31 protein-coding genes are annotated in these 26806 nt (G+C 42.1%); 10 read left to right on the plus strand and 21 right to left on the minus strand.

The genetic code is table 11. The features are described from left to right. Nucleotides 1-118 precede the first annotated feature (118 nt). Nucleotides 119-766, minus strand: coding sequence for a stage II sporulation protein M (spoIIM, locus tag MKY17_RS18195; protein WP_048680177.1), 648 nt, complete (start codon nt 764-766; stop codon nt 119-121). A 141-nt stretch (nt 767-907) separates the two neighbouring features. Between spoIIM and MKY17_RS18200 the strand changes: the two genes are divergently transcribed. Continuing rightward, complete coding sequence (locus tag MKY17_RS18200) at nt 908-1471, plus strand: GNAT family N-acetyltransferase (RefSeq protein WP_098373674.1); 564 nt, start codon at nt 908-910, stop codon at nt 1469-1471. A gap of 36 nt (nt 1472-1507) precedes the next feature. On the opposite strand, the gene MKY17_RS18205 is transcribed toward MKY17_RS18200, so the two are convergent. Both MKY17_RS18205 and MKY17_RS18210 read right to left on the minus strand, forming a co-directional pair. After that, nucleotides 1508-2689, minus strand: a complete 1182-nt coding sequence (locus MKY17_RS18205; protein WP_339200277.1) for an endonuclease Q family protein — start codon at nt 2687-2689, stop codon at nt 1508-1510. After that, nucleotides 2690-3241 (minus strand): NUDIX hydrolase, encoded by a 552-nt coding sequence (locus MKY17_RS18210; RefSeq protein ID WP_098373676.1) that lies wholly within the window; start codon nt 3239-3241, stop codon nt 2690-2692. A gap of 75 nt (nt 3242-3316) precedes the next feature. Here MKY17_RS18210 and mciZ point away from each other — a divergent pair, with 75 nt between their 5' ends. From mciZ to MKY17_RS18225, 3 genes are all read left to right on the plus strand, one after another. Further along, complete coding sequence (mciZ, locus tag MKY17_RS18215) at nt 3317-3478, plus strand: Z-ring formation inhibitor MciZ (protein ID WP_076365517.1); 162 nt, start codon at nt 3317-3319, stop codon at nt 3476-3478. A gap of 56 nt (nt 3479-3534) precedes the next feature. Continuing rightward, entirely contained in the window at nt 3535-4443 is a 909-nt protein-coding gene (locus MKY17_RS18220; RefSeq protein ID WP_098373677.1) for an aldo/keto reductase, read from the plus strand. Nucleotides 4444-4725: 282 nt separating this feature from the next. Further along, complete coding sequence (locus MKY17_RS18225; protein ID WP_053535641.1) at nt 4726-5151, plus strand: Ohr family peroxiredoxin; 426 nt, start codon at nt 4726-4728, stop codon at nt 5149-5151. Between the two features lie 310 nt (nt 5152-5461). Here MKY17_RS18225 and MKY17_RS18230 read toward each other — a convergent pair whose 3' ends face one another. The 3 genes from MKY17_RS18230 to MKY17_RS18240 all read right to left on the minus strand — a co-directional run bounded on the left by MKY17_RS18230 (nt 5462) and on the right by MKY17_RS18240 (nt 6598). Continuing rightward, a complete protein-coding gene (locus tag MKY17_RS18230) occupies nt 5462-5590 on the minus strand; it encodes a hypothetical protein (protein WP_339200278.1) in 129 nt (42 codons plus the stop codon). 148 nt (nt 5591-5738) lie between these two features. Next, complete coding sequence (locus MKY17_RS18235) at nt 5739-6176, minus strand: MarR family transcriptional regulator (RefSeq protein ID WP_098369884.1); 438 nt, start codon at nt 6174-6176, stop codon at nt 5739-5741. A gap of 161 nt (nt 6177-6337) precedes the next feature. Then, nucleotides 6338-6598 carry a YqkE family protein gene (locus MKY17_RS18240; RefSeq protein ID WP_098369883.1) on the minus strand — a complete coding sequence of 87 codons (261 nt, stop codon included), beginning with the start codon at nt 6596-6598 and terminating at the stop codon, nt 6338-6340. A gap of 130 nt (nt 6599-6728) precedes the next feature. On the opposite strand from MKY17_RS18240, the gene MKY17_RS18245 reads away from it, so the two are divergent. Further along, complete coding sequence (locus tag MKY17_RS18245; protein WP_098369882.1) at nt 6729-7628, plus strand: alpha/beta hydrolase; 900 nt, start codon at nt 6729-6731, stop codon at nt 7626-7628. A 40-nt stretch (nt 7629-7668) separates the two neighbouring features. Here the strand turns inward: MKY17_RS18245 and MKY17_RS18250 are convergent, their stop codons facing one another. The 3 genes from MKY17_RS18250 to MKY17_RS18260 form a co-directional block, all read right to left on the minus strand. After that, a complete protein-coding gene (locus MKY17_RS18250) occupies nt 7669-7992 on the minus strand; it encodes an iron-sulfur cluster biosynthesis family protein (RefSeq protein WP_098370098.1) in 324 nt (107 codons plus the stop codon). A gap of 203 nt (nt 7993-8195) precedes the next feature. Then, the gene (locus tag MKY17_RS18255) at nt 8196-8528 is read right to left on the minus strand and encodes a YolD-like family protein (protein ID WP_098369881.1); all 333 of its coding nucleotides are present in this window, start codon (nt 8526-8528) and stop codon (nt 8196-8198) included. 26 nt (nt 8529-8554) lie between these two features. Continuing rightward, entirely contained in the window at nt 8555-9814 is a 1260-nt protein-coding gene (locus tag MKY17_RS18260; RefSeq protein WP_339200279.1) for a UV damage repair protein UvrX, read from the minus strand. 414 nt (nt 9815-10228) lie between these two features. Between MKY17_RS18260 and MKY17_RS18265 the strand changes: the two genes are divergently transcribed. Further along, nucleotides 10229-10888, plus strand: a complete 660-nt coding sequence (locus tag MKY17_RS18265; protein ID WP_098369879.1) for an NlpC/P60 family protein — start codon at nt 10229-10231, stop codon at nt 10886-10888. A gap of 80 nt (nt 10889-10968) precedes the next feature. Here the strand turns inward: MKY17_RS18265 and MKY17_RS18270 are convergent, their stop codons facing one another. The 3 genes from MKY17_RS18270 to MKY17_RS18280 all read right to left on the minus strand — a co-directional run bounded on the left by MKY17_RS18270 (nt 10969) and on the right by MKY17_RS18280 (nt 13441). Continuing rightward, the gene (locus MKY17_RS18270; RefSeq protein WP_098369878.1) at nt 10969-11496 is read right to left on the minus strand and encodes a DUF3221 domain-containing protein; all 528 of its coding nucleotides are present in this window, start codon (nt 11494-11496) and stop codon (nt 10969-10971) included. Nucleotides 11497-11657: 161 nt separating this feature from the next. Continuing rightward, nucleotides 11658-12449 carry an SDR family oxidoreductase gene (locus tag MKY17_RS18275; RefSeq protein ID WP_260399628.1) on the minus strand — a complete coding sequence of 264 codons (792 nt, stop codon included), beginning with the start codon at nt 12447-12449 and terminating at the stop codon, nt 11658-11660. A gap of 23 nt (nt 12450-12472) precedes the next feature. Continuing rightward, the gene (locus tag MKY17_RS18280; protein ID WP_098369876.1) at nt 12473-13441 is read right to left on the minus strand and encodes an MBL fold metallo-hydrolase; all 969 of its coding nucleotides are present in this window, start codon (nt 13439-13441) and stop codon (nt 12473-12475) included. 512 nt (nt 13442-13953) lie between these two features. Here MKY17_RS18280 and proC point away from each other — a divergent pair. Beyond that, nucleotides 13954-14799 (plus strand): pyrroline-5-carboxylate reductase, encoded by an 846-nt coding sequence (proC, locus tag MKY17_RS18285; protein WP_339200281.1) that lies wholly within the window; start codon nt 13954-13956, stop codon nt 14797-14799. Nucleotides 14800-14907: 108 nt separating this feature from the next. Here proC and MKY17_RS18290 read toward each other — a convergent pair whose 3' ends face one another. Continuing rightward, on the minus strand, nt 14908-15345 hold the full coding sequence (locus MKY17_RS18290) for a VOC family protein (RefSeq protein WP_098369875.1): 438 nt from the start codon (nt 15343-15345) through the stop codon (nt 14908-14910). A 238-nt stretch (nt 15346-15583) separates the two neighbouring features. Here MKY17_RS18290 and MKY17_RS18295 point away from each other — a divergent pair, with 238 nt between their 5' ends. Continuing rightward, entirely contained in the window at nt 15584-16135 is a 552-nt protein-coding gene (locus MKY17_RS18295) for a MerR family transcriptional regulator (protein ID WP_098369874.1), read from the plus strand. Nucleotides 16136-16295: 160 nt separating this feature from the next. On the opposite strand, the gene MKY17_RS18300 is transcribed toward MKY17_RS18295, so the two are convergent. The 5 genes from MKY17_RS18300 to rnz all read right to left on the minus strand — a co-directional run bounded on the left by MKY17_RS18300 (nt 16296) and on the right by rnz (nt 21156). After that, a complete protein-coding gene (locus tag MKY17_RS18300) occupies nt 16296-17090 on the minus strand; it encodes an ABC transporter ATP-binding protein (protein ID WP_076365488.1) in 795 nt (264 codons plus the stop codon). Continuing rightward, entirely contained in the window at nt 17065-18096 is a 1032-nt protein-coding gene (locus MKY17_RS18305; RefSeq protein WP_098369872.1) for an ABC transporter permease, read from the minus strand. The genes MKY17_RS18300 and MKY17_RS18305 overlap by 26 nt, the downstream gene beginning before the upstream one ends. 33 nt (nt 18097-18129) lie before the next feature. Then, nucleotides 18130-19125: an ABC transporter substrate-binding protein gene (locus tag MKY17_RS18310; protein ID WP_063233125.1), complete on the minus strand. Its 996-nt coding sequence runs from the start codon at nt 19123-19125 to the stop codon at nt 18130-18132. A 207-nt stretch (nt 19126-19332) separates the two neighbouring features. After that, nucleotides 19333-20151: a phytoene/squalene synthase family protein gene (locus MKY17_RS18315; RefSeq protein ID WP_339200283.1), complete on the minus strand. Its 819-nt coding sequence runs from the start codon at nt 20149-20151 to the stop codon at nt 19333-19335. A 63-nt stretch (nt 20152-20214) separates the two neighbouring features. Next, entirely contained in the window at nt 20215-21156 is a 942-nt protein-coding gene (gene rnz, locus MKY17_RS18320) for a ribonuclease Z (protein ID WP_339200284.1), read from the minus strand. A gap of 229 nt (nt 21157-21385) precedes the next feature. Here rnz and zwf point away from each other — a divergent pair, with 229 nt between their 5' ends. Next, the gene (zwf, locus tag MKY17_RS18325) at nt 21386-22885 is read left to right on the plus strand and encodes a glucose-6-phosphate dehydrogenase (protein WP_339200286.1); all 1500 of its coding nucleotides are present in this window, start codon (nt 21386-21388) and stop codon (nt 22883-22885) included. A 43-nt stretch (nt 22886-22928) separates the two neighbouring features. On the opposite strand, the gene MKY17_RS18330 is transcribed toward zwf, so the two are convergent. Beyond that, nucleotides 22929-23090 carry a hypothetical protein gene (locus tag MKY17_RS18330; RefSeq protein WP_179890982.1) on the minus strand — a complete coding sequence of 54 codons (162 nt, stop codon included), beginning with the start codon at nt 23088-23090 and terminating at the stop codon, nt 22929-22931. 294 nt (nt 23091-23384) lie between these two features. On the opposite strand from MKY17_RS18330, the gene MKY17_RS18335 reads away from it, so the two are divergent. After that, nucleotides 23385-23558, plus strand: a complete 174-nt coding sequence (locus MKY17_RS18335) for a hypothetical protein (protein WP_034308217.1) — start codon at nt 23385-23387, stop codon at nt 23556-23558. 124 nt (nt 23559-23682) lie between these two features. Here the strand turns inward: MKY17_RS18335 and gndA are convergent, their stop codons facing one another. Then, a complete protein-coding gene (gndA, locus tag MKY17_RS18340; protein WP_098369868.1) occupies nt 23683-25095 on the minus strand; it encodes an NADP-dependent phosphogluconate dehydrogenase in 1413 nt (470 codons plus the stop codon). A 42-nt stretch (nt 25096-25137) separates the two neighbouring features. Continuing rightward, nucleotides 25138-26412, minus strand: a complete 1275-nt coding sequence (locus MKY17_RS18345) for a DNA polymerase IV (protein WP_098369867.1) — start codon at nt 26410-26412, stop codon at nt 25138-25140. Nucleotides 26413-26806 lie beyond the last annotated feature (394 nt).

The following is a 26806-nucleotide window of genomic DNA, read 5'->3' on the forward strand; positions in this document are numbered from 1 at the left end:
TCCATACCTAATATTCCCTCCCGCGCCGCTATCCTATCCATTATATCAAAAGAGGGAAAACTGTCAAAATAGATTTCTTGTTAATGATAAAAAAATTTGCGGGAACGGTAAATTTTCATCAATGACCCAATAAACTTACGACATTTTTCATTAAAGAAGGGGATAGGTACGCTTCAAACACGGCAGCCGTAATCAAAAATAAACCCGACAAAACCAATGAGAAAATATACCGCGAAATTATCGGCTTCAGCGGTTCACGAACCTGCTTTAGGAAAATCCGGCTGATCATTTTCATTGATAGAGAGACGGCAAGGACAGTTATTACGATGAATATCGGGACGATGAATATATTTTGGGGCAGAATAGCGACAAACGATAATAAGAACCCGCTCCATCCCATCTGATTGACTAAAAAGCCGACTGTGAATCCAACAACCATCCCTTTTATAAATAACAAAACCAGGATGACAGGCAAACCGATGACCGATATTCCGAGAATCCAGATGACCCCGATATATTTTATATTATGCATAATACTTTGGCTGAACATATCATGCGAAGATGCAAATTCACCCTTGGATACTTGTCCAAAAAATTGCGATAAATAATAGAACAAGTCTTCCTTTTGGGTAAAGCTCAAACTATTCACCAATATTGCCCCAAAAATGACACCCATCAAAAAAAGCACAGTGATAAAGACATATAATGAGGAATGTTCGTTAATATGTTTCATTACGGCATTTTGTACGACAGATTTTTTTTTCATCTTTCATCCTCCCAACTCCGCTTACTAGAATCTATGTTTTCACTCTCTCATTTATGCTAAGAAAACTTTCCCCATCAGCCGAACGCCTTGAACCCAATTCGTGTTATAATTTTCCATATCAATGATATATGGAGGCAGGATATGAAAGCTATATTAATGGATTTTCCCGAAAAAATTGAAACCCCACGATTATATCTAAGACCTTGTCAGCCTGGCGATGGCCTGGACCTTTACGAAGCCATTGTCCATTCTAAACCTGAATTGAAACAGTGGCTGCCGTTTGCACATCAAGATGTTTCGTTGGAAACTTCTGAACAGAACGTCCTTAAGTCCTTTGCGGACTTTATTTTAAAAGAGGATATCAGACTCCATATCTATAGGAAAGAAGACGATCAATTCCTCGGCTCCACTGGTCTGCACCGAATTAACTGGGATATCCCTAAATTCGAAATTGGCTATTGGATTGATACGAGATACAGTAAACTAGGCTACATAACGGAGGCAGTGGAAAAGTTAACTAAATTTGCCTTTTACCATTATGGCGCAAAAAGAGTCGAAATCCGCTGTGACCCTAATAATATTGCCAGCAAACGGATTCCTGAGAGGCTGGGATATACCCTTGAAGGTATTTTGCGTAATGACTGCCTTAGTGCAGACGGCAAGGAAGTGCGGGACACCTCCATTTATGCAAAAACAACAAACTAAAAAAGTCCTGACAGATCTCATCTGTCAGGACTTTTTTCAGATTAATTCCTTTTTGACCTTTCCGTACTTTCCTCCGCCCCCCACTTCAAAAGAAAGCGTCCCTTTTCTGGCAGAATCGATGTAGCGCGCCAATTTTTCAGGAACGATTTCCATGAGCTGTTCAAGCGTAACTTCATGAAGGATATTCATCTCTGTTCCAAATGCCGCCAGCAGTTTTCCCATGGATTTCGGTCCGAGTCCTGGGATGAAATCGAGTGGCACTTGATGGATATACGGTGGCCTTTCCCTTCCTTTTCTTCCGTCCAACTCGGAAATGGAGAGTTCTTCGATCCTTGACGATACCCCTTTAATAATGGATTTATTACCACACTCGGGACATCGTTCATCATCCCTCAATACCTGGTGTAAACACCCTGAACATACGGTTTGATGATACTTTCCCAATAAGGGGTTCAATCCATAATTAACGGCCACCTTACGATTCCCTTTTTCTTTAAGGGCTTTTGCCAGCTCATTGAAACTTGGTTCTTCAAGCAGGACTTTTTGATATTCACGGGCGATTTTCCCAAGCGAATGCGCATCGGAATTTGTCACGAATACATAGGAGTGCAACTCCTCGATATCCTTGACCATTTCTGTATCTGAACTTAAACCAAGTTCGATGGCATCAATTAGCTTCGGATCGAATACTTCTGTCAGACTGGATCGCACCCCTTTTCCATATAAGCTTTTAAATGGGGTAAATACATGTGCCGGGATAAACAGGCCGCCCAGTGACTTCACGACCTTTTGCAGCGTTCTTCCATCACAATAAATCCTTTGGGAGCTCAAGGTGATATTTTTAACATGTCCGCTCATCCATGAGGAGAATTCCTTCATCGCTTTTAAAGTGGGAAAATAGGCGAGGACATGGATCGGTCCATTACAATTCTGATCATAAATTTCAATCTCCGAGCCTGGAATGATGGTTGTATTCTTGTATTGAAGTCCGCCTTCAATCTTTTCCGTGATTTCGCCATCAAGAATTCCCGCTTCGATCTCTTCGATAATTTCAGGAGAATGGCAATCGATTATCCCGATTAGATCAAGGCCCTTCCTTTCACTCGCCACTTGCAGCACATTGCTGAAGGTTAGCGTTTTAGCGCCTGTTATTTTCACGGCCCTTCCGCTTCTCGTTCTGCCTATATGGATATGCAGGTCAGCGTAAAATTCTTTCATTTATGATGTCATGGCCTTTTTCAACTGCAGATACTGAACTGCATATGCCGTTTTGGCATCCTGGATTTTCCCTTCATCCATATAAGTTTGAGCTTCCTCCAACGTGAGTTCAAGCATCTCGACAAATTCATCTTCATCCAGTGGGGCCGCATTTTCTTTCTTTTTCAAATTGTGGGCCACATACAGGTGGACCAATTCATCGGCGAAACCCGGGGATGTATAGAAGGATATGATGTGCTCCATTTTTTCACATTCATAACCTGTCTCCTCCTCCAGCTCCCGTTTAGCCGACAGAACCGGCTCTTCGCCTTTTTCCAGCTTTCCTGCAGGAATTTCCACCAAGCTCCTCTCCAGCGCTTTACGGTACTGCTCAACCATGATGATTTTATTGTCTGCCGTGAGAGCTATGATGGCAACCGCCCCCGGATGTTTGATTATTTCACGTTTACCCATTTTCCCATCTGGAAGCTCTACATCATCCACTTGCAGGCTGATTACCTTTCCCGTGAAGATTTTTTTCGATGACAGCGTTTTTTCTTCAAATTTTTTCATCCTGACCACTCCTCTGTTCTAATTGCAGCATGATTCCTCATACATTTTACCATAATAGAGATGGAGGGCGATTTAATGAAAGTTTACGTATTGGAAAAAAGCGTTACTTTATCCGGAAAGAGTTGGGAAATCCTTCAAAAACTAAAACAATTACAAAATCAATATGTCTATATCAATGATTGGATTGCCGACATACATGATCAGGTGCCGCCCACTCCTCTAAAACGGATCAAGTGAATTCTTTGAGTGAAATGGATTTCTCCTTTACAATGAATGTAAAGGGAGTGGATAACATGAAAAAACGCAGACTAGGAAATTCTGACTTGCTAGTTTCTGAAATCGGTCTCGGATGCATGTCATTGGGGACTGTTGAAAATCAGGCATCCGAAATCATACAGGCCGCTTTAGATGAAGGAATCAATTATTTTGATACTGCTGACTTATATGATTTCGGTATGAATGAAGAAATCGTCGGAAAGAATTTAAAATCGGTCCGCGATAAGGTATACATAGCCACCAAGGTCGGAAACCGCTGGAATGAAAATAAAGATTCCTGGAGCTGGGATCCTTCTGGCGCCTATATTAAAACGGCTGTAAAAGATAGCTTAAAGCGATTGGGTACTGATTATATTGATCTTTATCAGTTACATGGCGGCACCATTTCAGACAATATCGGAGAAACGGTAGAAGCATTTGAAGATTTGAAAAAAGAAGGCTATATCCGACATTATGGAATTTCCTCGATTCGTCCGAATGTAATCAAGGAATTCACTGAAAAGTCTGAGCTTGATTCCGTAATGATGCAGTTTAATCTACTCGACCGCCGCCCAGAAGAGTGGCTGTCCCTTTTGGCCAACAACCAGATCAGCATTATCGCCCGTGGCCCCCTTGCCAAAGGGCTGCTCAGTGAAAAAATGCTTGAAAAGGCAAATGAGGATGGATACCTTGACTATAGCTATCACGAACTTAAAGATTTGCTTCCGCAAATAAAGGACAAACTTTCTGATAGGAAGTTGAATGAAACGGCACTTCAATATGTATTGTCACATCAAAGCGTGGCTACCGTTGTACCAGGAGCAAGCTCAGTACAGCAGCTCCGTGAGAACTGCCAGGCCGCTAACAGCCCTTCACTGTCCAAAACCGAGTTGGATATCTTGAAGCGGTTGACCAAAGCGAACAAATATGAAAGTCACCGGGAGTAAAAAGAATAGAACTAAACTAAATGTTTCAAAGGAATATCAGGACAACCTTTAGGCTGCACTATCTCCGTTTAACCAACGTGATAGGCAGCCTTTTTCCGTTCCTTCGTTTTTTTCGTCTTACTGCTTCTGTACCGCTTTCAAGTTTCCCATCATTCTAATCCCTTTCCAAACCAATTTAACTTCATACCAACGTTTTAACTTTTTCATTGGACATTCCAAAATTAATATTGTACAATTCAATTGTGCGCAATTAAAAAATAAGAAGATAAGGGAGAAAAAATGATGACAAAAACATTATTTACAACGTCTGTAACAGTTGATGGCGGAAGAGAAGGAACGGCAATTTCTGCTGACGGCAACTTCACGGTTGATATTGCGATGCCTGGAACACCTAGGGCTAAACAGATGCCTGAAGCATCTAATCCGGAACAGCTTTTTGCAGCTGGATATGCTGCATGCTTTGATAGTGCTTTGCAATCAGTTGGTAAAATTGAACGCGTTTCTTTCGATTCCAAAGTCACCGCAAGCGTCAGTCTTTTGATGGGTGAGATGCATCAATACAGCTTGGCTGTAACTTTGGCCGTGAAGGGCTCCGGGGTCGACAAGGAGACATTCGAAACTCTTGTTCATAAAGCGCATCAAATGTGTCCTTATTCAAAAGCAATCAATGGCAATGTGGACGTCGCCTTTGAAATAGATGTAGATTAAATCCGACAAAAAGACGCTTGGGGTTCCCAAGCGTCTCAGACTGTAGACAAACTCGAAGAAAAGCGAGTTTGCCTGCAGTTTTTTATTTGAAAAAGTTGCAGTTGATTTCAGTTGAGACAGGCATGTTCTTTTGTCGGTCTACAGTTTTTTTAGGGTACTCCGTGTTCTATCTAAAAGAAAAACAACATTGATTGGAATGGAAGGTACGAGACTCCTGCGGGAAAAGCGCGTCCAGGGGAGACCCCGCAGGCGCAAAGGCGCCGAGGAGGCTCCCGGACCGCCCGCGGAAAGCGAGTGCCTGGAGTGGAAATCATTTCACAAACCCTCTTTCAGAAATCCGTTCCCTTTCTGCCGACTGTCTGCCAAGCCTCATCAAAGCAAGCGCCTTTGGTGTCTCGGCTAGCCAGTTATTCGGCAGGAATGTCGCAAATTTCTTCAATCCAGTGAGTTTTCATTCCATATAGAAAGGTAAAAATTCTAAAGGATAACCAAGTCTTCTTTTATAGTCATGGTCCGGGGTACAGACCATTCCGAATCTCCTTTTGTCGACAAAAAGACGCTTGGGGTCACCAAGCGTCTTTTCTTTGCTAAAATTCCTGTAATGTTTTCAATAGTTGGAGCAGCGAAGCTTTTAAATCCTCAACCACCTTCTTATCATCACCCGACATTGCCGAAATGCGATCTGGAATGAAACAGGCCTCTTCCTGTAAACCAAGTCCCTTTTCCGTCAACTTAATCATGACAGACCGTTCATCTTCAGACGAACGTTCACGGACAATCAAGCCATTCTGCTCCATTCGTTTCAACATGGGGGTAAGCGTTCCTGAGTCGAGGGCAAGGAGCTCCCCTAGTTTTTTTACTGTAAGTGTATCCTGTTCCCATAATAGAAGAAGAACAAGATATTGAGGATATGTCACTTCGAGTTTATCAAGCAGCGGTTTATATTTCTTCGTCATTTCCCTTGAACTTGCATAAAGCAGGAAACATAATTGGTCTTCCAGTACTTTTTCTATTTTACTTTGCATCCTATCACCAGCTAATTGTAGTCCATCCGATATGAAAGCATATCGAACTTATCTTTAATATAATCGTTATACTTTATAAAATAAAGGAATATCAGCAAGGAATTCTTCCTTAACGGAAAAAGGGAGCCAGCCCTCTTAAAACTTAAACTGCCCCCTGTTCTTCATTTATAGTTCTTCCAGTTCAGATTGCTTTCACCCAATAGTTCTTCGAATGATTTATTCTTCTCCCGACGCTTTCTTTCTTCGCGTTTTTTTTCTTCTTCCGCTGCCCTTTTTTCTTGTTCAGCCTCATTAAGTTCCTTTTGCTTTTGACGAAGCTGGGACATGATATCTTGATTGATCATATCACCAAGTTTCAATGAAGATGAATCTTTATCTTGGTTTTTGCTTTGATTTTGATTTCGCTGCTGTTTCTTTTTCACCCTTAATACCTCCTGGACATTTATGAAATTATTATATCACGACTGCCGTTTTCCTCGTCATGGTTTTCAAACAGTGTTTTCCCATTTCCCTCATGGTAAAATAAAGAAAATTAACCGAGGAGGACCTCTCATGAAGAAATGGTGGTTTACACTGGCTGGAATCCTATCGTATATCATCGGCGTCGGCATTTATTTTTCCAATCGGATCATGTACATGAAAAAGAAGGAAGATGATTTTATCCAGAATCGTGAAATCATGGCTAAACGCCTGATCACGGAGGATTTTGATAATCTGCCTAAAACGGAAATTTGGGTATCGTCACCATCCGGATATTCCTTGAAATGCTTGTTTATGGAACCGCATGATACAAATAAGTGGGTGGTCATTTCTCATGGTGTGACGGAGAACAAAGTCAATTCGATTAAGTACATGAACATTTTTCTTAAGCGGGGCTTCAATGCTATCATTTATGACCACCGCCGGCATGGGGAATCCGGTGGCAAGACGAGCAGTTATGGGCATTATGAAAAATTCGACCTGAAGGCCGTAATCGATGAATTGAAAAGACGTAAAGGTCCCAACCTTCATATTGGCATTCATGGAGAATCCATGGGGGCTGTAACACTGCTTTTATATGCCGGAATGCTTGAAGATGGTGCTGATTTTTACATTGCCGACTGTCCATTTTCAAATTTCGAGGATCAGATCAAACACCAGCTTAAACATGTAGTCCCACTTCCCTCTTGGACCGTGTTTCCGCTTGGGCGTACGTTCATCAAACTCCGGGATGGGTATTGGACCAATGAAGTATCACCAATCGATTATATGAAAAATATCCGAAACCCCGTGCTCTTCATCCATAGTGAAAACGACAGTTTCATTCCCGCTTACATGACAGCGGAATTATATGCAGCAAAAGAAGGCCCAAAGCAGCTGTACATCGCTAAAAAAGGGGCCCACGCTCAATCTTATAATGAAAATCCAAGAGAATATGAAGATCAAATCGATCAGTTTCTAAAACTTGTCTGAGAAGAAAGAGAGGGAACCCAAGATTCCCTCTTTGCTTCATTTAGATTTTATTAAAAAAGCTCATCCTCGGATTTAAGATTTGATTCGGACTTTTTAATTGAAAGCTGTTCGCTTCCGGAACAAAGTCTATTTTCATGACTTCATCAAGAAAAATCATTTTTGATTTCTCCACATATAGAGGAATCCCGTTTGTTTCCACTTTTTCGGTACCTTCTTCAGGTTCGTTGACCCACCATAGCGCGGTCACACCACTTACCACGCAGCCACAGCCATCAGTATCATATTTCAACTGTAAATATCCTTCTTGTCCCTGTACTTTATCGACTATTTTCTCAGCCGCTGTTTCCGTCCATTCAATATACATGATTGCACGCCTCCCGATGTCTTTCCTTTCCCCATTATAAACGATAAAAACGCTTCTGTTAAAGAAACTGCCTGCTTCCTTTTGCAAGATCAGCACACGAAGACCGTGCTAACAATGCCGATTCTCTTACGCCCCGTGATCCCTTTCATCACGATGCCGTTTCGAAAATGAAAGGCTGTCCCCTGGAACAGCCTTTCCGCTCATCATTCCATTATCCTTACATCCGCTATATCGGAAAGCCTGATATAGTAAACCTGCTGAAACCGATCAACAATATGAAGCTTTTGGGTGGGCTCATTATAATAATGGATCCTGCCGATTAACAGCTGATACCGGTTTCCTTCATAATGAGCAATCGTAACATCCTTTCTTTCCTCCATCGCTTCCCCCATTACCGCATTCATTTCTTCCAGTTGCTGCTCATCCAGGATGCGCTTCGTTTCATAGCCATCCTCCACCACCCAATCCCGCAGCATCTTCACATGCTCCGGTAACATCATCGATGTCCATTTGATACGGCCGCGATCGCGAATCATTCTTTTCCCTCCCTTCAAAGTCACCCTTACGCCTTATGCCCACCAAGCAGCCTGCTTCGGTAAACGGCTGTACCCGCTTCCGTATACGAAACCGCACGCAATAACGATTTGGCTCCATATTTATGGCGGATTCGATCAACCGTGTAACTCAATTCCCGCTTCTTCCAGCGCGAAGCATCAAATAAAGTCAGCTGCATTTCGTTATCATCCACAATATTCGAGAGTCTGACCTCTATGCTCCGAACCGTTTTTTGCTTATAGTTCTCATGAAAAAGCTCCAGGCAAACTTTATATAACTCCATCGTAATGTTGGTAGGTTCGCTAATCGAACGCGAACGATGGAAACCTCCGCCAAACTCATCCTTGCTGTAACCAATGCTTAGGCTCACCGTTCTCCCTGCCTTGCGATGGGTGCGTGCCCTTCTTCCAACTTCTTCGCAAATTTCCAGCATGACCTGCTTTACCTCATGCTCCTCCTTATAATCCCGCAGCAGGATTTGACTTTTGCCGAAGCTTACCTGCCCTTCGATGATCGCTGCCCCCATATCGGATAAATCTATTCCCCACGCATGGTGGTAAAGCTGATTGCCCATAATTCCAAACTTCGCTTCAAGTAATTCAAGATCATAATTGGCAAGCTGCCCAACCGTAAATATCCCCATTCCATGAAGGGTTTTTTCAACGCGCCTGCCGATCCCCCACATTTCACGAAGCGGGGAAATCGGCCAAAGTTTGCTTGGCACATCCTCATACTTCCATTGGGCAATCCCTTTATGTTTGGCATCCAAATCAAGGCAAAGTTTTGCCATAAGCATGTTCGGTCCAATTCCAATTGCACAAGGGAGCTGTAATTCGCGTTCGATTTCATCCTTTATCTTTTCAGCTATCATCCGGGCATCTCCCCATAAAGAAGCGGCACCATCGACTTTCACAAAACTTTCGTCCACACTATATACGTGAATCGCTTCTTTGGGCACATAACGGTTAAACAAGCGGGTGATTTCCGTCGAAACCCTTAAATAGGTCGCCATTTTAGGTTCAACGACGACAATCCTCGGATCATTCGGGATCTCAAACATCCGCGACCCTGTCTTGATGCCAAATTCCTTCTTCATTTTTGGAGAAGCCGCGAGCACAATGCTCCCTGTCCTCTTCAAATCACCAACCACTGCCAGATAACAATCAAGCGGGTCCAGACCAAGCATGACTGCTGAACAGCTTGCATAAAAACTTTTCATATCGATACACATAATTGATTGTTTCGGCATCGTTCCATAATCCATCATTTCTTCACCCTAACAAGAATATACGTTCGCTTTTATTATATTCATAACTTTAACCGAATATACGTTCTTATTCAATGGAAGTTTTCATACAAATTTCTACTTTTTATTGTAATTTCCTTGAAAAATATAATAGATACTGAAAATGGATAAAATACCAAATTTAAACTCCATATCCAAATTGTTTTTTTAAAAGAGAATCATTAGTAGCTTGAATATTTTTTAATGGATCCTTATGCTCAGTTTTTTTAAATTCGTCCACCCTTTTCAACAGGCTTTCGTCCACTTATAATTTAGTCTTACTGCTCATTTTTTGTAATAAAACTGTAACCAAATTTATGTCTAATTGTCATAATGGTATTGTAGGATAATATTGTTAAGAATTATAGAGAGATAGATAGAGAGGAAATGAAAATTATGAAGAAATGGATCGCTTCAGCTGCTGTTGCATCTGCCATGATGCTAACCCCACTGCAAGCCTTTGCAAATATTGGAGATCAAACCCTCAGACCCGGAATGACACACAGCGATGTCAAACAACTACAACAACTTTTAAAAACCAAAGGTTATTTCACATATACAGGTTCACTGACTACATATTACGGCACCTATTCTGTATCTGCAGTAAAAAAATTCCAAAAAGCCAAAGGGTTAACTGCCGATGGGATTGCCGGCCGAGGCACATTTAATGCGCTTGGTGTTTATAATGTCAATAATACAAGCCTGGTAAGCTATGCAAAAACCTTAATAGGCAAACCTTACAAATGGGGCGGGACGACACCGACTGGATTCGACTGCTCGGGCTTCGTCTATTATGTATTCCAGAAATCACAAGGAATTACCTTACCGCGTACAACATCATTGCTCTATTCCAATACAGGTTTAAAAGTATCTTCACCAGCTAAGGGTGATCTTGTATTCTTTGATACTTCTTCTGGAAGAACAGGAGTATCCCATGTTGGGATCTATATCGGAAATGGTCAATTCATTAGTGCTACGTCTTCTAAAGGAATAACCATCACGGATATGGATAATTCTTATTGGAAACCAAAATATTTAGGTGCGAAAACTTTATAAAATCAGGACAAGATCTTATTCTTGTGAGCGAATCCCCATAAAACAACCGGACAGAACCAAAGTGATTCAGTCCAGTTGTTTTATTTTATATATAATATTTCATCCGTTAAATCCTCTACTGTCACGATGAATGAAGAGTCTAAGTTTGAACGATTCATCATTTCGATATTATAAACATGCTCTAATGGTAAATGGACGACTTCGAGAACCATGAATCGCTGACTTTCCGCTTTGCTGACATGATTGATGGCAGCAGTGACCGCCCTTTGTTCGGCTAAGCTTTTTTCATCCGTCAAAACAAGAATCAGTTCCGCTTCCGCTTTCCCAGGAAATGATTTCTTCACCCCGCCCCGGTGCCATGGCTTCACTTTCATCCCGATTTCCAGGTCGGAATACTCGAGGTCATTACCATGTTGATCTTGAATATATGTATCATTGGTCACCTTATAATACGTCCCTTTAATCAAAATCCTTTTATCGTCCAGATCCGTAATGAAACCTTCTTCCCCCTTATCAATGACTTCCTCCATGTTCCAATCAGGAGATTGGCAGCTACCCAGAATAAGGGCAACGAATATAGAGATATAAAGGTTCACTATCATCTTCATACAAATCCCTCCTAATAGAAATAGACGAATTCCCCCTGAAATAGTTACCAAATTATTTAACATAGAAAACTTCGGTCATTTCAAAAAGGGGAATGTCATCGACATTCCCCTTTGCCTATCATTAGACCAACTTTCTCCTTTTCCGGTATCGAAGGTCTAGCCTACTTTTTAAAAAATGCTTTTTTTCCTAATGTTTCAGTGATCTTTGGAAACATGTTATACCATTTCCCAGCTAAATTCATCCAGCCAGGGAGATTGATTTCCCTCTTATTGGTCAGCATCGCCGCTACGATTTTGGCAGCGACATCTCCAGGCTTAAGCATGAATTTTTCAACATTCTTTAAGTATGTACCTGATTCATCCGCAATGTTAAAGAAATTCGTTTCTATAGGGCCAGGATTGACGGTAGTCACAAAAACATGATCATCCATCAGCTCGAGCCGAAGTGCGTTTGAATAACCAAGAACAGCGAACTTGGTCGAAGAGTACAATGTTGATTTAGGAGTGGCGATTTTACCGGCCTGTGAAGCTATGTTGATGATATGCCCCGCTTTTCTCTGCTTCATATACGGGAGAACCAGCTTTGTGCAGGCCATTAATCCAATGACGTTGACAGCAAACATTGCTTTCGTTTCATTTAATTCCGTATCCTGTGCTTCTTTAAATGTGCCGAAACCAGCATTGTTGACCAACACATCCACTTCTCCTATTTGCGCATGGATATCATTAAATACATTTGTCACCTGATCAGTATCTGCAACATCAAGCTTATAGGCATATGCATCAATCCCATATTGGGTGATCAGTTCATTCTTTAGCTGCAGTAATTTATCCAGGCTTCTGGCCAAGAGGACGAGACGGGCTCCCTGCTTTGCACTTTGAATGGCAACTTCCTTGCCAATCCCTCCGGAAGCACCGGTAATAACAATAACTTTGCCTTGCAACTTATTCAAAAAAGTGAGCCTCCTTGCGAACATTAAGCGATTGAATACAGAATGACCCCTGATTGGATTTCTGTTTCGACTTCACCCAAGTCTTCTAAATAGTCCAGCTGACCGACCGTTTCCGAAAGTGTCAGGCCCACTTCCTGAAGGTATACTTTCGGAAAAAGCTGCTGACACACTTCAAAGGCAGATAAAGGCCTATCTTGAAGCATGCTTTTCACCTGCATGGCACGGTTATGCTGCCGCTCAAATCGATATTGAATCAAGTCGGCAACCGCATCTCCTTCCACTTCAGATCCATGTCCAGAGTAAACAGTGGATATGGAAAAATCCAATAATTTCTGAAGTGATGCATTATATTGCAGTAACGGACGAGGCCTCATGCCTCCGGGAAGTAAAGGTGGTTCCATTAATGGATTAGGTGAGATCTTGGCAAGCAAGTGATCGCCTGCGATCATGACACCGTCACTTTCCCGGTAAAATGATAAATGGCTTTGAGCATGCCCTGGGGTCTCGATCACTTTCCAGCCTGGAAGACCAGGGAGCTCATCACCCTCAGCCAAATATCCTTGAAGCTTCCGTTCACTAAGGAAACTGATTTCGTCGCGATTATGGATCAGTTTATTTTTCAACTCTTCTGCCACCCCGAACTTTGTGGCATAATCAAGGAAAAAACGATTATGGGTTTCAAGGAATTCATCACTGATAGTCAGCCAGCGCTGATTGTTTTTGTGTCCATAAACCGGGATTTCCTTTTCAAAGAAATCGAGTGCACCAGCATGATCAGGATGATGATGGGTTAAAATGATTTGTTCGATATCAGTCAGTTTCAGACCCAAATCCCCAAGCCCGTTAGTCAGGGCTTCCTTTGATCGTTTTGTTTTCACTCCAGTATCGAATAACGTTAAAGCATCACCTTTAACTACATAAACATTCACATCACCCACTGCAAACGGCGTGGGCAAAGCAAGTTTTGCAATATCTCCATTCCAATTCGCCATAATCTTTTCCACCTTAGAAAATTATATTTATATAAATCTTTTTATACGCTAAACAAGATTCCTAGTACACTTATCATGTATAATTACCATTTTACATGTATTTTAAATCACTGTCATTATTTTCACATAATTCATGTCTACTTTTTATCGTCCTTGCATATATTATCATTGACAGAGTACTGATATATCCTTCATAATCACAAGTAATTAAAGACGGCGTGGCATTGATTAAGGCCAAGTAAATTTATGATGGCGTAAAGAGAGTGAAGCTCGGAATGTGCTGAAAGGCTTCATCGCCCCCTCATTATTGAACCTACCTTATGAGCCTTCAGGAAAACCTGACGTAATTCCCGCGTTAGAGGATTCAAGTGCAGCTTTTCTGTTTATTTGTTATGGAAAAGTTGAACAAAGGTGGTACCACGGAAGCTAGACCTTTCGTCCTTTATTGGATGAGGGGTCTTTTTGTTTTTTTAAAAAAGGCCGAAAATTTAAAAGAAAAAGGAGCGGGAAATATGAAAAAAATCGCGTTTATCGGAGCTGGATCGATGGCAGAAGCAATCATTTCGGGGCTGGTGACCCAACAGGTAATTGAACCAGCAAATATTTTTGTAACAAATAAATCAAATGATGAACGGTTTGATTATTTAAAGAACCAATATGGTGTAACTGCCACAAGATCGCTGCAGAAATTAGTACAGGATGCAAGCCTTGTCGTACTGGCGGTGAAACCGAAAGATATTTTAGAAACGATGCAATCAATAAAAGAATACATTCGTGAGGAAATGCTGTTCATTTCCGTTGTTGCCGGGGTTCATACAACAAGCTTGGAAGGAATCGCCAACAAGCGGTTCTCGATTGTCCGTGCCATGCCTAATACATCGGCAGCTGTAGGAAAATCAGCAACGGCCCTTGCGGCTAACGGTCATACGAAAGACTCGCAATTACAAACGGCGATTACCCTTTTTGAAACGGTAGGTATGGTGGCAGTGGTCGAAGAAACCCAGCTAGATGCGGTAACAGGCTTATCAGGCAGTGGTCCGGCTTATATTTATTACTTAGTCGAGGCATTGGAAAAATCAGCAGAAAAAATAGGTCTCGATTCCGAAACCGCCAAGCAATTGATTCTACAGACACTGATGGGTGCGGCCGATATGTTACAGAAATCACCTAAAACGCCTGCCGTACTAAGAAAGGAAGTAACTTCACCAGGTGGAACGACTGAAGCAGGTCTGAAAGCACTTCAAGCACATCAAGTGGAAGAAGCATTCATTGCCTGTGTACAAGAAGCGACAGAGCAATCGAAGCGAATGGGCAATCAAATAAGTAAAGAACTAGCCAAATATGTAGTTTCGCAGTAAGCCGCATGATGATCGGCTGTTGCCTGGCCACTCCTACGGCAGCGGCCAGGCAACAGCCCTTTTTATGATCCGGACATCCTATAAAGGGTAATCCTTCCGGAGTGAGCGTTACTTTATAATCAACATATCATTTTCATCGAAACTCCAATCCTTTGAATACGCAACCTCCCAATAGTAACCATCGAGGTCTGAAAAATATCCGCTGTATCCTCCCCAAACAACATCCTGAGGTGATTTCTCGATTGTTCCCCCAGCCTTTTCAGCCTTGTTGATCACATCATCCACTTCTTCAATTGATTTAGCATTATAAGCGAGCGTAAGACCCGGGAAACCCTTTTTCTTAGGCGGTTCCTTCTCATTGATGTCTTTGGCCAGCTCCTCTAAAGGATACAAAGCAAGTTTCGTTCCGGCATTATTAAAAAAAACGATTGCGGGTTCGTCTTCGTCCTCTTTAATCGATGTACGGAACCCCAACCCGTCCCGGTAAAACCTTAATGATTCAGTAATATCCCTGACACCTAAAGTTATAATGTTGATCCTGTTCATACTAGTCCTCCTTTTTCCATGTTTTAAGGGTAAATTCGACATCTGGATCACTTTTCCCTTTATAGCTTGATTGACCATCAGCCACACCATCACAAATGCTTCTTAAAGTTCCTAACATCGCTCCTTATGCAAATTACGTAGGAATTCCACTTTCTTTGCCGAATGAATACATGTTTTGTCATCTGTAAAGGAATTCCCTCATACTTATCGAATTCAACAACTAAAAGGGGGAATCTCGATGAATACAAGTGCAGTTGCCCGGTTACTGAATGTTTCCCATAGTACGATTCAACGCTGGGTCACCCAATTGAACATGGAAGTAGAACGGAATCAGCTTGGCCACTACCAGTTTTCGGATGAAGACATTGCATTATTGAGAAAAATCCAAGATCAGCTGAACGAGGGCATCATTCTCCAAAAGGTCAGCATCTCAGAGAAAAAGATTAGAAAAGCAACCATCCAGAAACACTCCGAACCGGATAAAGAACATGATCAACTGCTAGAACGGGTCACCAGGCTTGAAAATGGTCTGAAAACAAAAGCGGACGATGTTGTATCCTATCAGCTTTTACAGCACAGAAGTGAAATGGAAGAAATGCACAAACTCGTTAAGAAACTCGAAGCCCGTATCGAAGCGTTAGAAACACCAATGGGTCAGCCGTTTGATTATTTCCTTGCGGCTGAAGAAGCTGCTGCCACTAAAAAGACGAAGAAAAAGCCATTCATAAAAATGATTTTTGGAAACAGAAAGAACGATAGTTCATCATGGAGCACAGCCGACAGCGATTAACATCGATTATCATTCAAGATGGATCATGAGCACCCCACGATAGCCATTTTTCTTATGCCGAGCATTTCTTCAGTAATAGGACCCGATCTAATTAATCACCCCAAAAATAAAAAGGCTCGACCCAAGGATTAATCTCACCTGGGTCGGGCCTTTTCTCAGCTTAAATCAACACTGCACGGTCATTGAGCATTTTTTCGCCTTTGATGCGTTGGAATTCGTTAAGCAGTTTTTCAACGGTAAGCTTCTGCTTTTCAGCACCTCTTGCTTCAAAAATGATTTGTCCTTTATCCATCATGATCAAGGAATTTCCAAGATCGATTGCCTGTTGCATATTGTGAGTCACCATCAATGTCGTTAGCTTGTTCTTTTCGACGATTTCCTTCGTCAGATTTGTAACAAGCTCTGCCCTGGAAGGATCGAGAGCGGCTGTATGTTCATCAAGAAGCAGGATTTTAGGATCGGTGAAGGTCGCCATCAACAATGATAATGCTTGGCGCTCCCCTCCTGATAATAATCCCACTTTTGCAGTCATCCGATTTTCCAAGCCTAAATGAAGGGTACCCAAACATTCTTTAAAAAGTTCTTTCCGTTTTTTTGTCACCCCAAAGCCCAAACCTCTTCTATTGGTTCTGCCATAGGCAATCGCCATATTTTCTTCAATCGTCATATGTGGTGCCGTACCAAGCATGGGATCCTGAAAAACGCGGCCAATCATTTTAGCACGGGCATGTTCTTCAATGGCCGATACATTTTCACCATCAATGATGACTTCACCGGCATCAGGGAGAATTTTGCCGGATATCATGTTCATCAGCGTCGATTTACCTGCCCCATTACTCCCGATGACTGTTACAAATTCGCCTTTTGTCATCTGCAGTTCCAGATTCCCAAGGGCTAGCTTTTCATCTGGTGTCCCTTCATTAAAGACCTTATAAATCTGATTTAACTGAAGCATATCCTTCTCCCCCTTTCGATAAAGTCCCACCATGGCGCATCTGTATTTCTTTGAGACGCCTTTTCTTTCGGCTTTTTTCCTTTTGTTTATCGGTAATTTTCGGAATGACAAGTGCCCCTACCACAATAAGTGCCGTAATTAATTTAACATCACCCGTATCAAGGAATTCTACGCGCAGTGCCAATGTTACGACAATTCGGTAAATAATTGCTCCTCCAATGACCGCAAGGGTCGCACGTGCAATCGTTTTTGAGCCAAATAATGCTTCGCCAATTATAACGGATGCCAATCCGATGACGATGATTCCAATCCCCATGCCAATATCGCTAAACCCGTTATATTGGGCAACCAAGGATCCCGAGAACGCCACAAGTGCATTTCCGATAGCAAGGCCCAGGATCTTCATGTTTCCTGTATGGGCGGAAAAACTCTTGACCATTGCTTCATTATCACCCGTCGCACGTAAAGCAAGACCGATTTCCGTTTTTAAAAAAGCTGACATTCCAGCTTGAATGATTAAAGCCACGATCAACATAACAATTAGTATGGCCCACGTTTTTGGCAAACTATCACCAAGGCCCACGATCGATAAAAGACCATTCAACATATTGTCCATACCAGTGCCAGCCCAGGCATCCTGGATATTCGTGATAATGGTCGTTTGAGAAAGCAACGGAATGTTAGATGCACCCATGATCCTTAAATTGATGGAATAGAGGGCAATCATCATTAAGATACCTGCCAGAAGTGGATTGATTTTTCCTTTCGTATGCAGGAATCCCGTTATTGTCCCCGCGATGAAACCTGCTACCATGGCACAAAACGTGGCCATGACTGGCGAGAAACCGTTAACGATCATAATGGCGGCCACAGAGGCCCCTGTCACAAAACTGCCTTCCACTGTCATATCCGGGAAGTCGAGAATCCTGAATGTTAAATACACACCTAGTGCCATGATCGCATAAATCATTCCCGACTCAAAAGAGTTGAATAAAGCTGAGAACATTTTTTTTCTTCCTTCCCCGAACAAAAGCAGAGTTTATTTTACAAACTCAGCATCTGCTTTCCATTCTTCTTTTATTTCAACACCCATATCTTTTGCTGCCTTTTCATTGATGACCAATTTCAGTTTTTGTGGATATTGAACCGGGATATCTCCAGGCTTTTTGCCATCCTTCAAGATTTCAACCGCTTTTTGCCCCGCTTCATAACCAATATCATAATAACTGAAGCCATATGCTGCAAAACCACCAGCATTCACGGAATCAAGCTCACCAACAAACAATGGAATATCTTTATCATTTGCCACCGAAATGACCGATTCCAGTGCGGAGACAACGGTATTATCAGTAATGATATAGAAAGCATCGGCTTTTCCGATTAATGATTCCGTTGCCTGTTTAACCTCGGCTGAAGTGGAGACGGATGCTTCCACGACTTTCAATCCCGCTTTTTTCGCTTCCGCTTTTACGTTTTTTATTTGGACGACGGAATTTTGCTCCCCTGTATTATAAACGGTCCCAATTGTCTTGGCGCCAAGTTCTTCCGCTAGGAATTTCATTGATTTGGCAATGGCTTCAGGATGGGAATCCGTCGTACCCGTCACATTTCCGCCTGGCTTATCCAAAGATGTAACGAGCTCCGCCGCTACAGGATCGGTAACCGATGTAAAAACGATTGGTATATCCTTTGTCGCATTCAAAGCGCTAAGAGCACTAGGAGTAGAATTGGCAAAGATTAAATCCACTTTATCCCCAACAAAGTTATTGGCGATCGTTTGACTGTTATTTTGGTCACCCTGTGCAATTTGAAGATCATATTTGGCATTGATGTCACTATCCTTCAATGCCGCCTGGAATCCTTCATAAGCCTGATCCAGCGAATCATGCTGAACGATTTGTGTTACCCCAATGTTGAAGGTATCCTTTTTGCTGTCATCCTTTGCCGCATCTTTTTCCTTGTCATTTCCACACCCAGCCAATAATAACCCTGCGACCAATGTCATAGCTGCAGTTGAATATAATTTCTTTTTCATATTTTCCCCCCGCTTTTTTCTTATTTAAGATTAGGTTTTTTCTAGCGACGTCAACTTTTTCGCTTTTATTTCCTAAATTATAATCGTTTAGTCCCAATTATTCCAATATATTTTTTAACTTTTTAGAATTTTTTGAGTTCTGAATGTAAAACATGAAAAAAGCTGCTGTGAAAGGTAGGGTAACTTTCACAGCAGCTTTATGAAAAATCAGTGTTCGACAACCTGGCTGACAATTTCGGTAACTGTAGTACGATCGATTTTTTCTTTGCCTTCTTTTAGGGCTTTCAATGTGGCTTTTGCCAATTCCAAGGGTATTTTACAGAAGTGGATGATCTCTTTCGTTTCAATCTCTCCAATGTATGCATCGGCTAATGCAAGATTATGTTCCGTATGGGCAAGCATCTCGTCGAAACCCCAGCCATCCGGATAAAAGTTTACACCGCGTTCTGCATCTTCCTCACGGTTACGCAGGATATTGACCGTTTGAAGACCACGGCCAAATGCGATGGCAAGTTCACGGTCCGTTTCGGTTCCATCGTACCAGTTCCACATATCAGACAGCATGACCCCCACTAAACCTGCAACATAATATGTGTAATCATCGAGTTCCTCTTCATTATGGATTTGCCAGTCCTTCGTAACCCATTTTGCCATGCCTTCGGCCATTTCCTTTGTCGACTCCAAGACTTTGTCTTTTGCACCGGGAGGACAAAATTCAATCCAGTCCGAAAGAAACAGGGTCACCTCGGGAAGATCATCCTTATATGGTTCAAATAACGATTTAAGGTCTTCTTCCCTGAAATCCGCATCAAGCAGCTCACTAAGAGCCTGTAAAAGGGAAACCTTAATATCTGAAGGAAGACCTGGGTGGTCCTCGATCTCATCGATGGCGCGCATACAAAGGTATGCAGCTCCAATAGCCTCTTTTAATCCCTTTGGAAGATAGCTGATTGGAATGAAAAAAGTACGGCTTGTTTTTAGGAGAAAATCCATTGCTTTAGTATGTAGGTCACTTTTGTCAGTCATATTTACACTCCTTTAAATATCCAATGAACAATTGATTAATTATACCAAACATTGGCTTTGATTTCAGCTGCCCGATTCCTCTGAATACAAAGGAACTTTAATTGCCATTAAATCTTCACCCATAATCGTGTTTGCAAAGATCGCTTTGCTTTCCTCTTTTAGCCTCTCGGCATCCTCCGGAGTATACCGTGAGCTGATATGCGTAAGGATTAGATGCTTAGCTCCCGCTTTCAAAGCCGTTTCTGCAGCCTGAACGGTGGTCGAATGATAATAGGCTGATGCCATTTCGGACTCTTCCGCTGAAAATGTAGCTTCATGAACAAGGTAATCCGCCGATTCAGCAAGAATGAGCGCATTGCTGCACATTCTTGTATCACCAAGAATCGTGATGATCCGGCCTTTTTGCGGAGCACTGAGATAGTCCTTCCCATTTAAGACACGGCCATCATCGAGACGGACCGTTTGTCCATTTTTCAATGCTTTAAAAAGAGGCCCCGGCTTCACACCTTCAGACCGCAGCCGGTCGACCAGTAAGCTTCCCGGACGGTCTTTTTCCACAATTCGGTAACCGATGCAGTAAATGCCATGATCAAGCGACATGGCCGTCACCGTGAATTTTTCGTCCTCAAACACTGCGCCTTCTTCTATTTCGATGATTTCCAAGGGATATTTTAAATGAGTTCCACTCACCTGCAAGCTCGTCTTAATAAATGCATCTATGCCTTGTGGACCATATACGGTCAATTTATCCACTCCGCCCTGAAAAGATCTGCTGCTTAAAAATCCAGGCAGTCCGAAGATGTGGTCACCATGTAAATGGGTGATGAAGATCTTTTCAACCTTTCGCGGTTTGACCGCCGTTTTTAATATTTGATGCTGTGTTGCTTCCCCACAATCGAATAACCAAACCGTCCCTCGTTCTTCCAATAATTGAAGGGCGATTGATGTCACATTACGCGCTTTAGCCGGAACGCCAGCGCCTGTACCCAATAAAACGAAATCCACTCATACTACCTCCGTTGCAAATACTTTATGACTTAACTATAGCATAACCAAGGTGCTCTTTCATTTATGACTCATTAAAACCGAAACCAAATTAAACTTTTAATGAAATATGAGAAAAAATGCGCAAATTGATTGCTTTGAGGGAAAGCTAAACGTAAAATTAGAAATTGGTACACATACGGGAATTCCAACTTTATAGATAGATTTAACGGAAAGTTGAGGTTTTAACATGACAGAAAATAATAAACCAACAGCATTGATCATGATTTTTGGTGCTACCGGAGATTTAGCGAAAAGGAAATTGTTTCCTTCCATATATCGACTATTTCAAAAAGAGAAAATCAATAAGTTCGCCGTCGTTGGAGTAGCAAGGAGGCCCTTGACGAACGAGGAGTTCCAAACAAGTGTCAAGGATTCCATACTTACGTTCGGACATGCGGAAGAAAAGGTCGACGAATTCATTACCCATTTCCATTATCACTCCCATGATGTCTCCAGTTCGGAATCATACCTGCAGTTAAAAGACATTGCCGAAAAGTTGGACGGACAATATCAATTAGAAGGAAACCGGATCTTCTATTTGGCAATGGCACCCGAGTTTTTCGGAACGATTGCCGAACAGATTAAAGCTCAAGGCCTGACCGACACGAATGGATATAAGCGCCTTGTCATAGAAAAGCCATTTGGACACAGTTTCGAAACAGCACAAAAATTGAATGAGCAGATTCGGACTGCATTCGCTGAAGATGAAATCTACCGTATCGATCATTATTTAGGTAAAGAAATGGTACAAAATATTGAGGTAATACGTTTTTCAAATGCCCTATTCGAGCCGCTTTGGAATAACAGATATATATCCAATATCCAGGTTACTTCAAGCGAAACACTTGGCGTTGAAGAACGTGGGCGTTATTATGAAACCAGCGGTGCCCTAAGGGATATGGTCCAAAACCATCTGCTGCAAATGGTGGCCTTGCTTGCCATGGAACCCCCGATCGCTTTGACGACAGAAGAGATTCGAAGCGAAAAAGTGCGGGCATTGCGCTCACTTCGACCAATGAAAGTGGACGAAGTCAATCAATACTTCGTCCGTGGCCAATATGGTGAAGGAACGATAGACGGTCAAACACTTCCGGCCTACCGAAATGAACATAACGTAGATCCCGAATCCAACACAGAAACCTATGTGGCGGGTAAATTGATGATTGATAACTTCCGTTGGGCCGGTGTTCCTTTTTATATCCGTACCGGTAAGAGGATGGATGTCAAATCAACGAATATCGTCGTTCAATTCAAAGATATCCCAATGAATCTGTATTATAAAACGGAAGAAACGCTGAACCCGAATCTTCTCGTTATCCATATCCAGCCTGACGAAGGGATCACACTGTACTTAAATGTTAAGAAATCCGGGACGACATCCAATACAAAACCAGTGAAGCTGACCGTCTCCAACAAAGGGATCGAACACATCAATTCTCCTGAGGCATATGAAAAGCTATTGTTTGACAGCATGCGCGGGGATGCTACAAACTTTACGCACTGGGACGAGGTTGCCCTATCATGGAAGTTCGTCGATACCATTTCCAATGCATGGGAAAATACTAAGGACGAGTCTTTCCCTAACTATGAAGCGGGATCCACAGGTCCGCTGGCATCCGATGAACTCCTGGAAGAAGATGGACATATTTGGTGGGAAATCAAGAATAACCAAAATGATGTAGATTGAAATGAAGAAGGGATGCAGATTTGAATCTGCATCCCTTCTTCATTCATGAAACACTCTTCCTCAGCAATTTATTCCGGATAATATCAAACATTTCCTTGGGCTTAGACATTTCTTCCTCTATTTCTGAATTAAGCCAAAAGGAAACACCAGATTCTAAGGCAATGAAAAATAAAAAAATGGCTACAGCCCACCAGATGATGAACATAAGTCTCCGCTCCTTCTCTCTTCTTTCTGCCTACTGTATCCTACGGTCCGTCCAACTCTTTCGATGTTTATATTCCTTTTTCCGCAGATGTTTAAACCTAAAAAGCAAGGATGAATGACATACATCATACTACATTTTCCCTAAAAAAGGTAAATAAATTGGAACTATTTACAACTAGTTCATTTTTACCATTTTCACCCTCATGGAAAAAGAATGCTAAATCCTTGCTAAGGTTACACTAGAAAAGGTGCCAGAGGACGGCACCACTAACTTCGGTGCGGAGGGATTAAACTTATGGACATTCGTGAAGGATTAATTCCAACAGCGTTGGGCACAGCCGTGACAGCTGCGGGTTATGCAATGAAGCAGACCCGGGGTTCAAACAAAATGGTAGCTAATACGGTTTTTGGTTTCGGTTTGGCACATGTTGTATTAGGGGTCATTGATCTTGTAGAGCATCGGAGATAGTAAAAAAAGAGGGCGCAAAAAAGCGCCCTTCTTTCTGTGCATTCGAGGTCCTTAACATGATGAAAATTACAACCAAAAAAAGCCGGTATAAAGGGGAATCCCCTTTTAAGCCGGCTTGAACTTTTTATTTTTCCATCCATTCGGTATGGAACGTTCCTTCTTTATCAATGCGTTGATAAGTATGAGCTCCAAAATAGTCACGTTGAGCTTGAATCAGGTTAGCTGGCAGCGTTTCTGTGCGATAGCTGTCGAAATAGGCAAGTGCTGATGATAAGCAAGGAACCGGAATTCCGTTCATCACAGCCGTTGACACTACCTCACGTAAAGCTCCTTGATAGCTTTCGACGATCCCTTGGAAGTATGGATCTAGAAGCAGATTGTTCAAGTTCGCTTCACGATCGTACGCTTCCTTGATTTTTTGGAGGAATTGTGCACGAATGATACAGCCGCCACGGAAAATCATCGCGATTTCCCCATATTGCAAGTTCCAGTCATTTTCTTCTGATGCTGCTTTCATTTGTGCAAATCCTTGTGCATATGAACAGATTTTGCTCATATAAAGTGCTTTACGGATATTTTCAATCAAAGCCTTTTTGTCGCCTGTAAATGATTCGGCTTTTGGACCACGAAGGATTTTACTAGCTTCAACACGCTCGTCCTTGATTGCTGAAATAAACCGTGCAAACACGGATTCCGTAATGATTGGAAGCGGAACACCAAGATCAAGCGCACTTTGACTTGTCCATTTCCCTGTACCTTTTTGGCCAGCTTTATCTAAAATGACATCGACCATCGGCTTGCCGGTTTCTTCATCATATTTTTTGAAAATATCAGCAGTAATTTCAATTAAATAGCTATCAAGTTCCCCTTCATTCCATTCAGTAAAGACTTCATGGAATTCTTCAGCAGATAGTCCAAGGAGATTTTTCAGAAGGAAATAAGATTCGGAAATCAATTGCATGTCCCCGTATTCAATACCATTATGTACCATTTTAACATAATGACCTGCCCCATCCGGTCCGATATACGTACAGCAAGCATCACCATCGACCTTAGCTGAAATATCCTTCAAGATCGGTGCAACAAGTTCATATGCTTCTTTTTGACCGCCAGGCATAATGGATGGACCTGTTAGAGCTCCTTCTTCCCCTCCTGACACGCCTGTACCGATGAAATGGATGCCAAGCTTGCTTAATTCCTCATTGCGGCGCTGAGTGTCCTTGAAGAAGGTATTCCCTCCATCAATAACGATATCACCTTTTTCAAGTAACGGTTTTAATTGCTCGATCGTTGCATCTGTTGCCGCTCCGGCTTTAACCATCAATAAAATTTTGCGTGGCGTTTCCAAAGAATTGACGAATTCTTCAAGCGTATAAGCGGCTGTTACGTTTTTGCCTTCCGCTTCCTTCATCATTTCGTCCGTTTTTGATCCTGAGCGATTATACACGGAAATTGAATATCCCCTGCTTTCAATATTAAATGCAAGGTTCTTGCCCATTACAGCTAGTCCGATAACGCCAATCTGTTGTTTTGTCATGCTTCATCTTTCCCTTCTCTATATCTTTACACAGCTTGTACGCTATTCTTTGTCAAAAGAAGGATCATTCCTCCTGGATTGCCCAAAGAAATCTTTGCTGAAGCTAGTGTCTGTTCCAATTGAACGGTTTTTCAAGGGTAATCCCTTTTTAATAATATTTTCTCCGTACTTATTTTGCAAGTGTTCCATCGCTTCATACAGAGGTTCTTTTTCTGCATCCTCTTGAAAGGAGAAAATATCCAGTTGCTTGAAGGCCGACTCTTTTTCGATGACATCATAGGCCGTGACACCAAGAAGCCTGATTCCTTCCCCATTCCAATTTTTCATAAAGAGATCGATAGCTCCATCCAAAATATCCTTTTTTTCAAAAACTGGATTAGGGACCGTTCTGCTTCTCGTTATTGTGCGGCGGTCTTTGTAACGGATCGTCACACCTATTTTTTGACCAAGCAGGCGTTTATTTCTCAAACGGACGGCTACCTTTCCGGAAAGCTTATCCAATACACCTATCAGTTCTTTTTGATTGGAGGAGTCATGCGGAAGAGTTGTCGAGTTTCCAATGCTCTTATGCTCAAAAATCGCTTCGGGATCCACTGCCCTTGGGTCGATTCCATTAGCCCTATCTTTCAAACGGATGCCATTGATCCCTAGAAGCTGTTTAAGTTGACTATCATTGGCGTGTGCAAGGTCCCTGATCGTCATTATCCCGATAGTTTGAAGCTTTTCCGAGGTCTTATCCCCGATGCCATGCATTTGGTCCACTTGTAAAGGCCAGAGCTTTTCCGAAATGTCCCGTTTCCTTAACACGGTGATTCCCATTGGCTTTTTCATATCAGAAGCAGTTTTGGCCAAAAATTTATTAGGGGCAATCCCGATGCTGCAAGGGAGATCCATCGTATTAAAAATTCTTTCCTGAATGCTATTGGCTATATCTAAAGGCGAACCCAATTCGGCGCATTCACTAATATCCAGATACCCCTCATCTATCGAAACCGGTTCAACCATCTCTGTATATTGCCTTAAAACATCAAAAATAGCCAGTGATGCCTTTCGATAACGCTCGAAATTCGGTTTCTGAATGATTAATTGAGGACATAGTTTTTTCGCCTGCCAAATCGGCATGGTCGTTTTAACCCCGAACTTCCTCGCCTCATAGCTGCAGGTGACGATTATGCCCCTTCTTTCTTCAACATTGCCTGCAATGGCAAGCGGTTTGCCTTTTAATGAAACATCATATGACATTTCTACTGAAGCATAGAAACTATTCATGTCTACATGGAGAATGACCCTGCCATTTTTGGGATACATGTCCTTCATGTTTGACCGTCACATCCTTGTAAAATTAAAAAATACCGGATAATAGACTCAATAAAAAACCACTTCTATTAAGGTACCCCTATTTATCTTTGGTAACCACGTTGAAAGATGCTTCCACTCCAAGAAAAACAGCCATCATGTCATTGATGACTGTAAATATATTCCTTAAATACTGTTAACACCTTGGCAAATATATACGAGTTTTTGCTGATAAATGATCGTAATCAAACGGCAACACCTTGAATATATTCGGTAAAATCAAGATTTCACGTGTTCCTGGACAATAGTTTGATGGAGAGGATATCCGTCTTTATTGCAATCCACCTTTGGCCATCATAGCCGGGAGCTGATTTACCTGGTTGCAGGAAATCCCGGCAAGCAAGGCATCAGGCCT

Origin of the sequence: Peribacillus sp. FSL P2-0133 (genome assembly GCF_037975445.1) — a bacterium.
GTDB lineage: Bacteria > Bacillota > Bacilli > Bacillales > DSM-1321 > Peribacillus > Peribacillus simplex_E.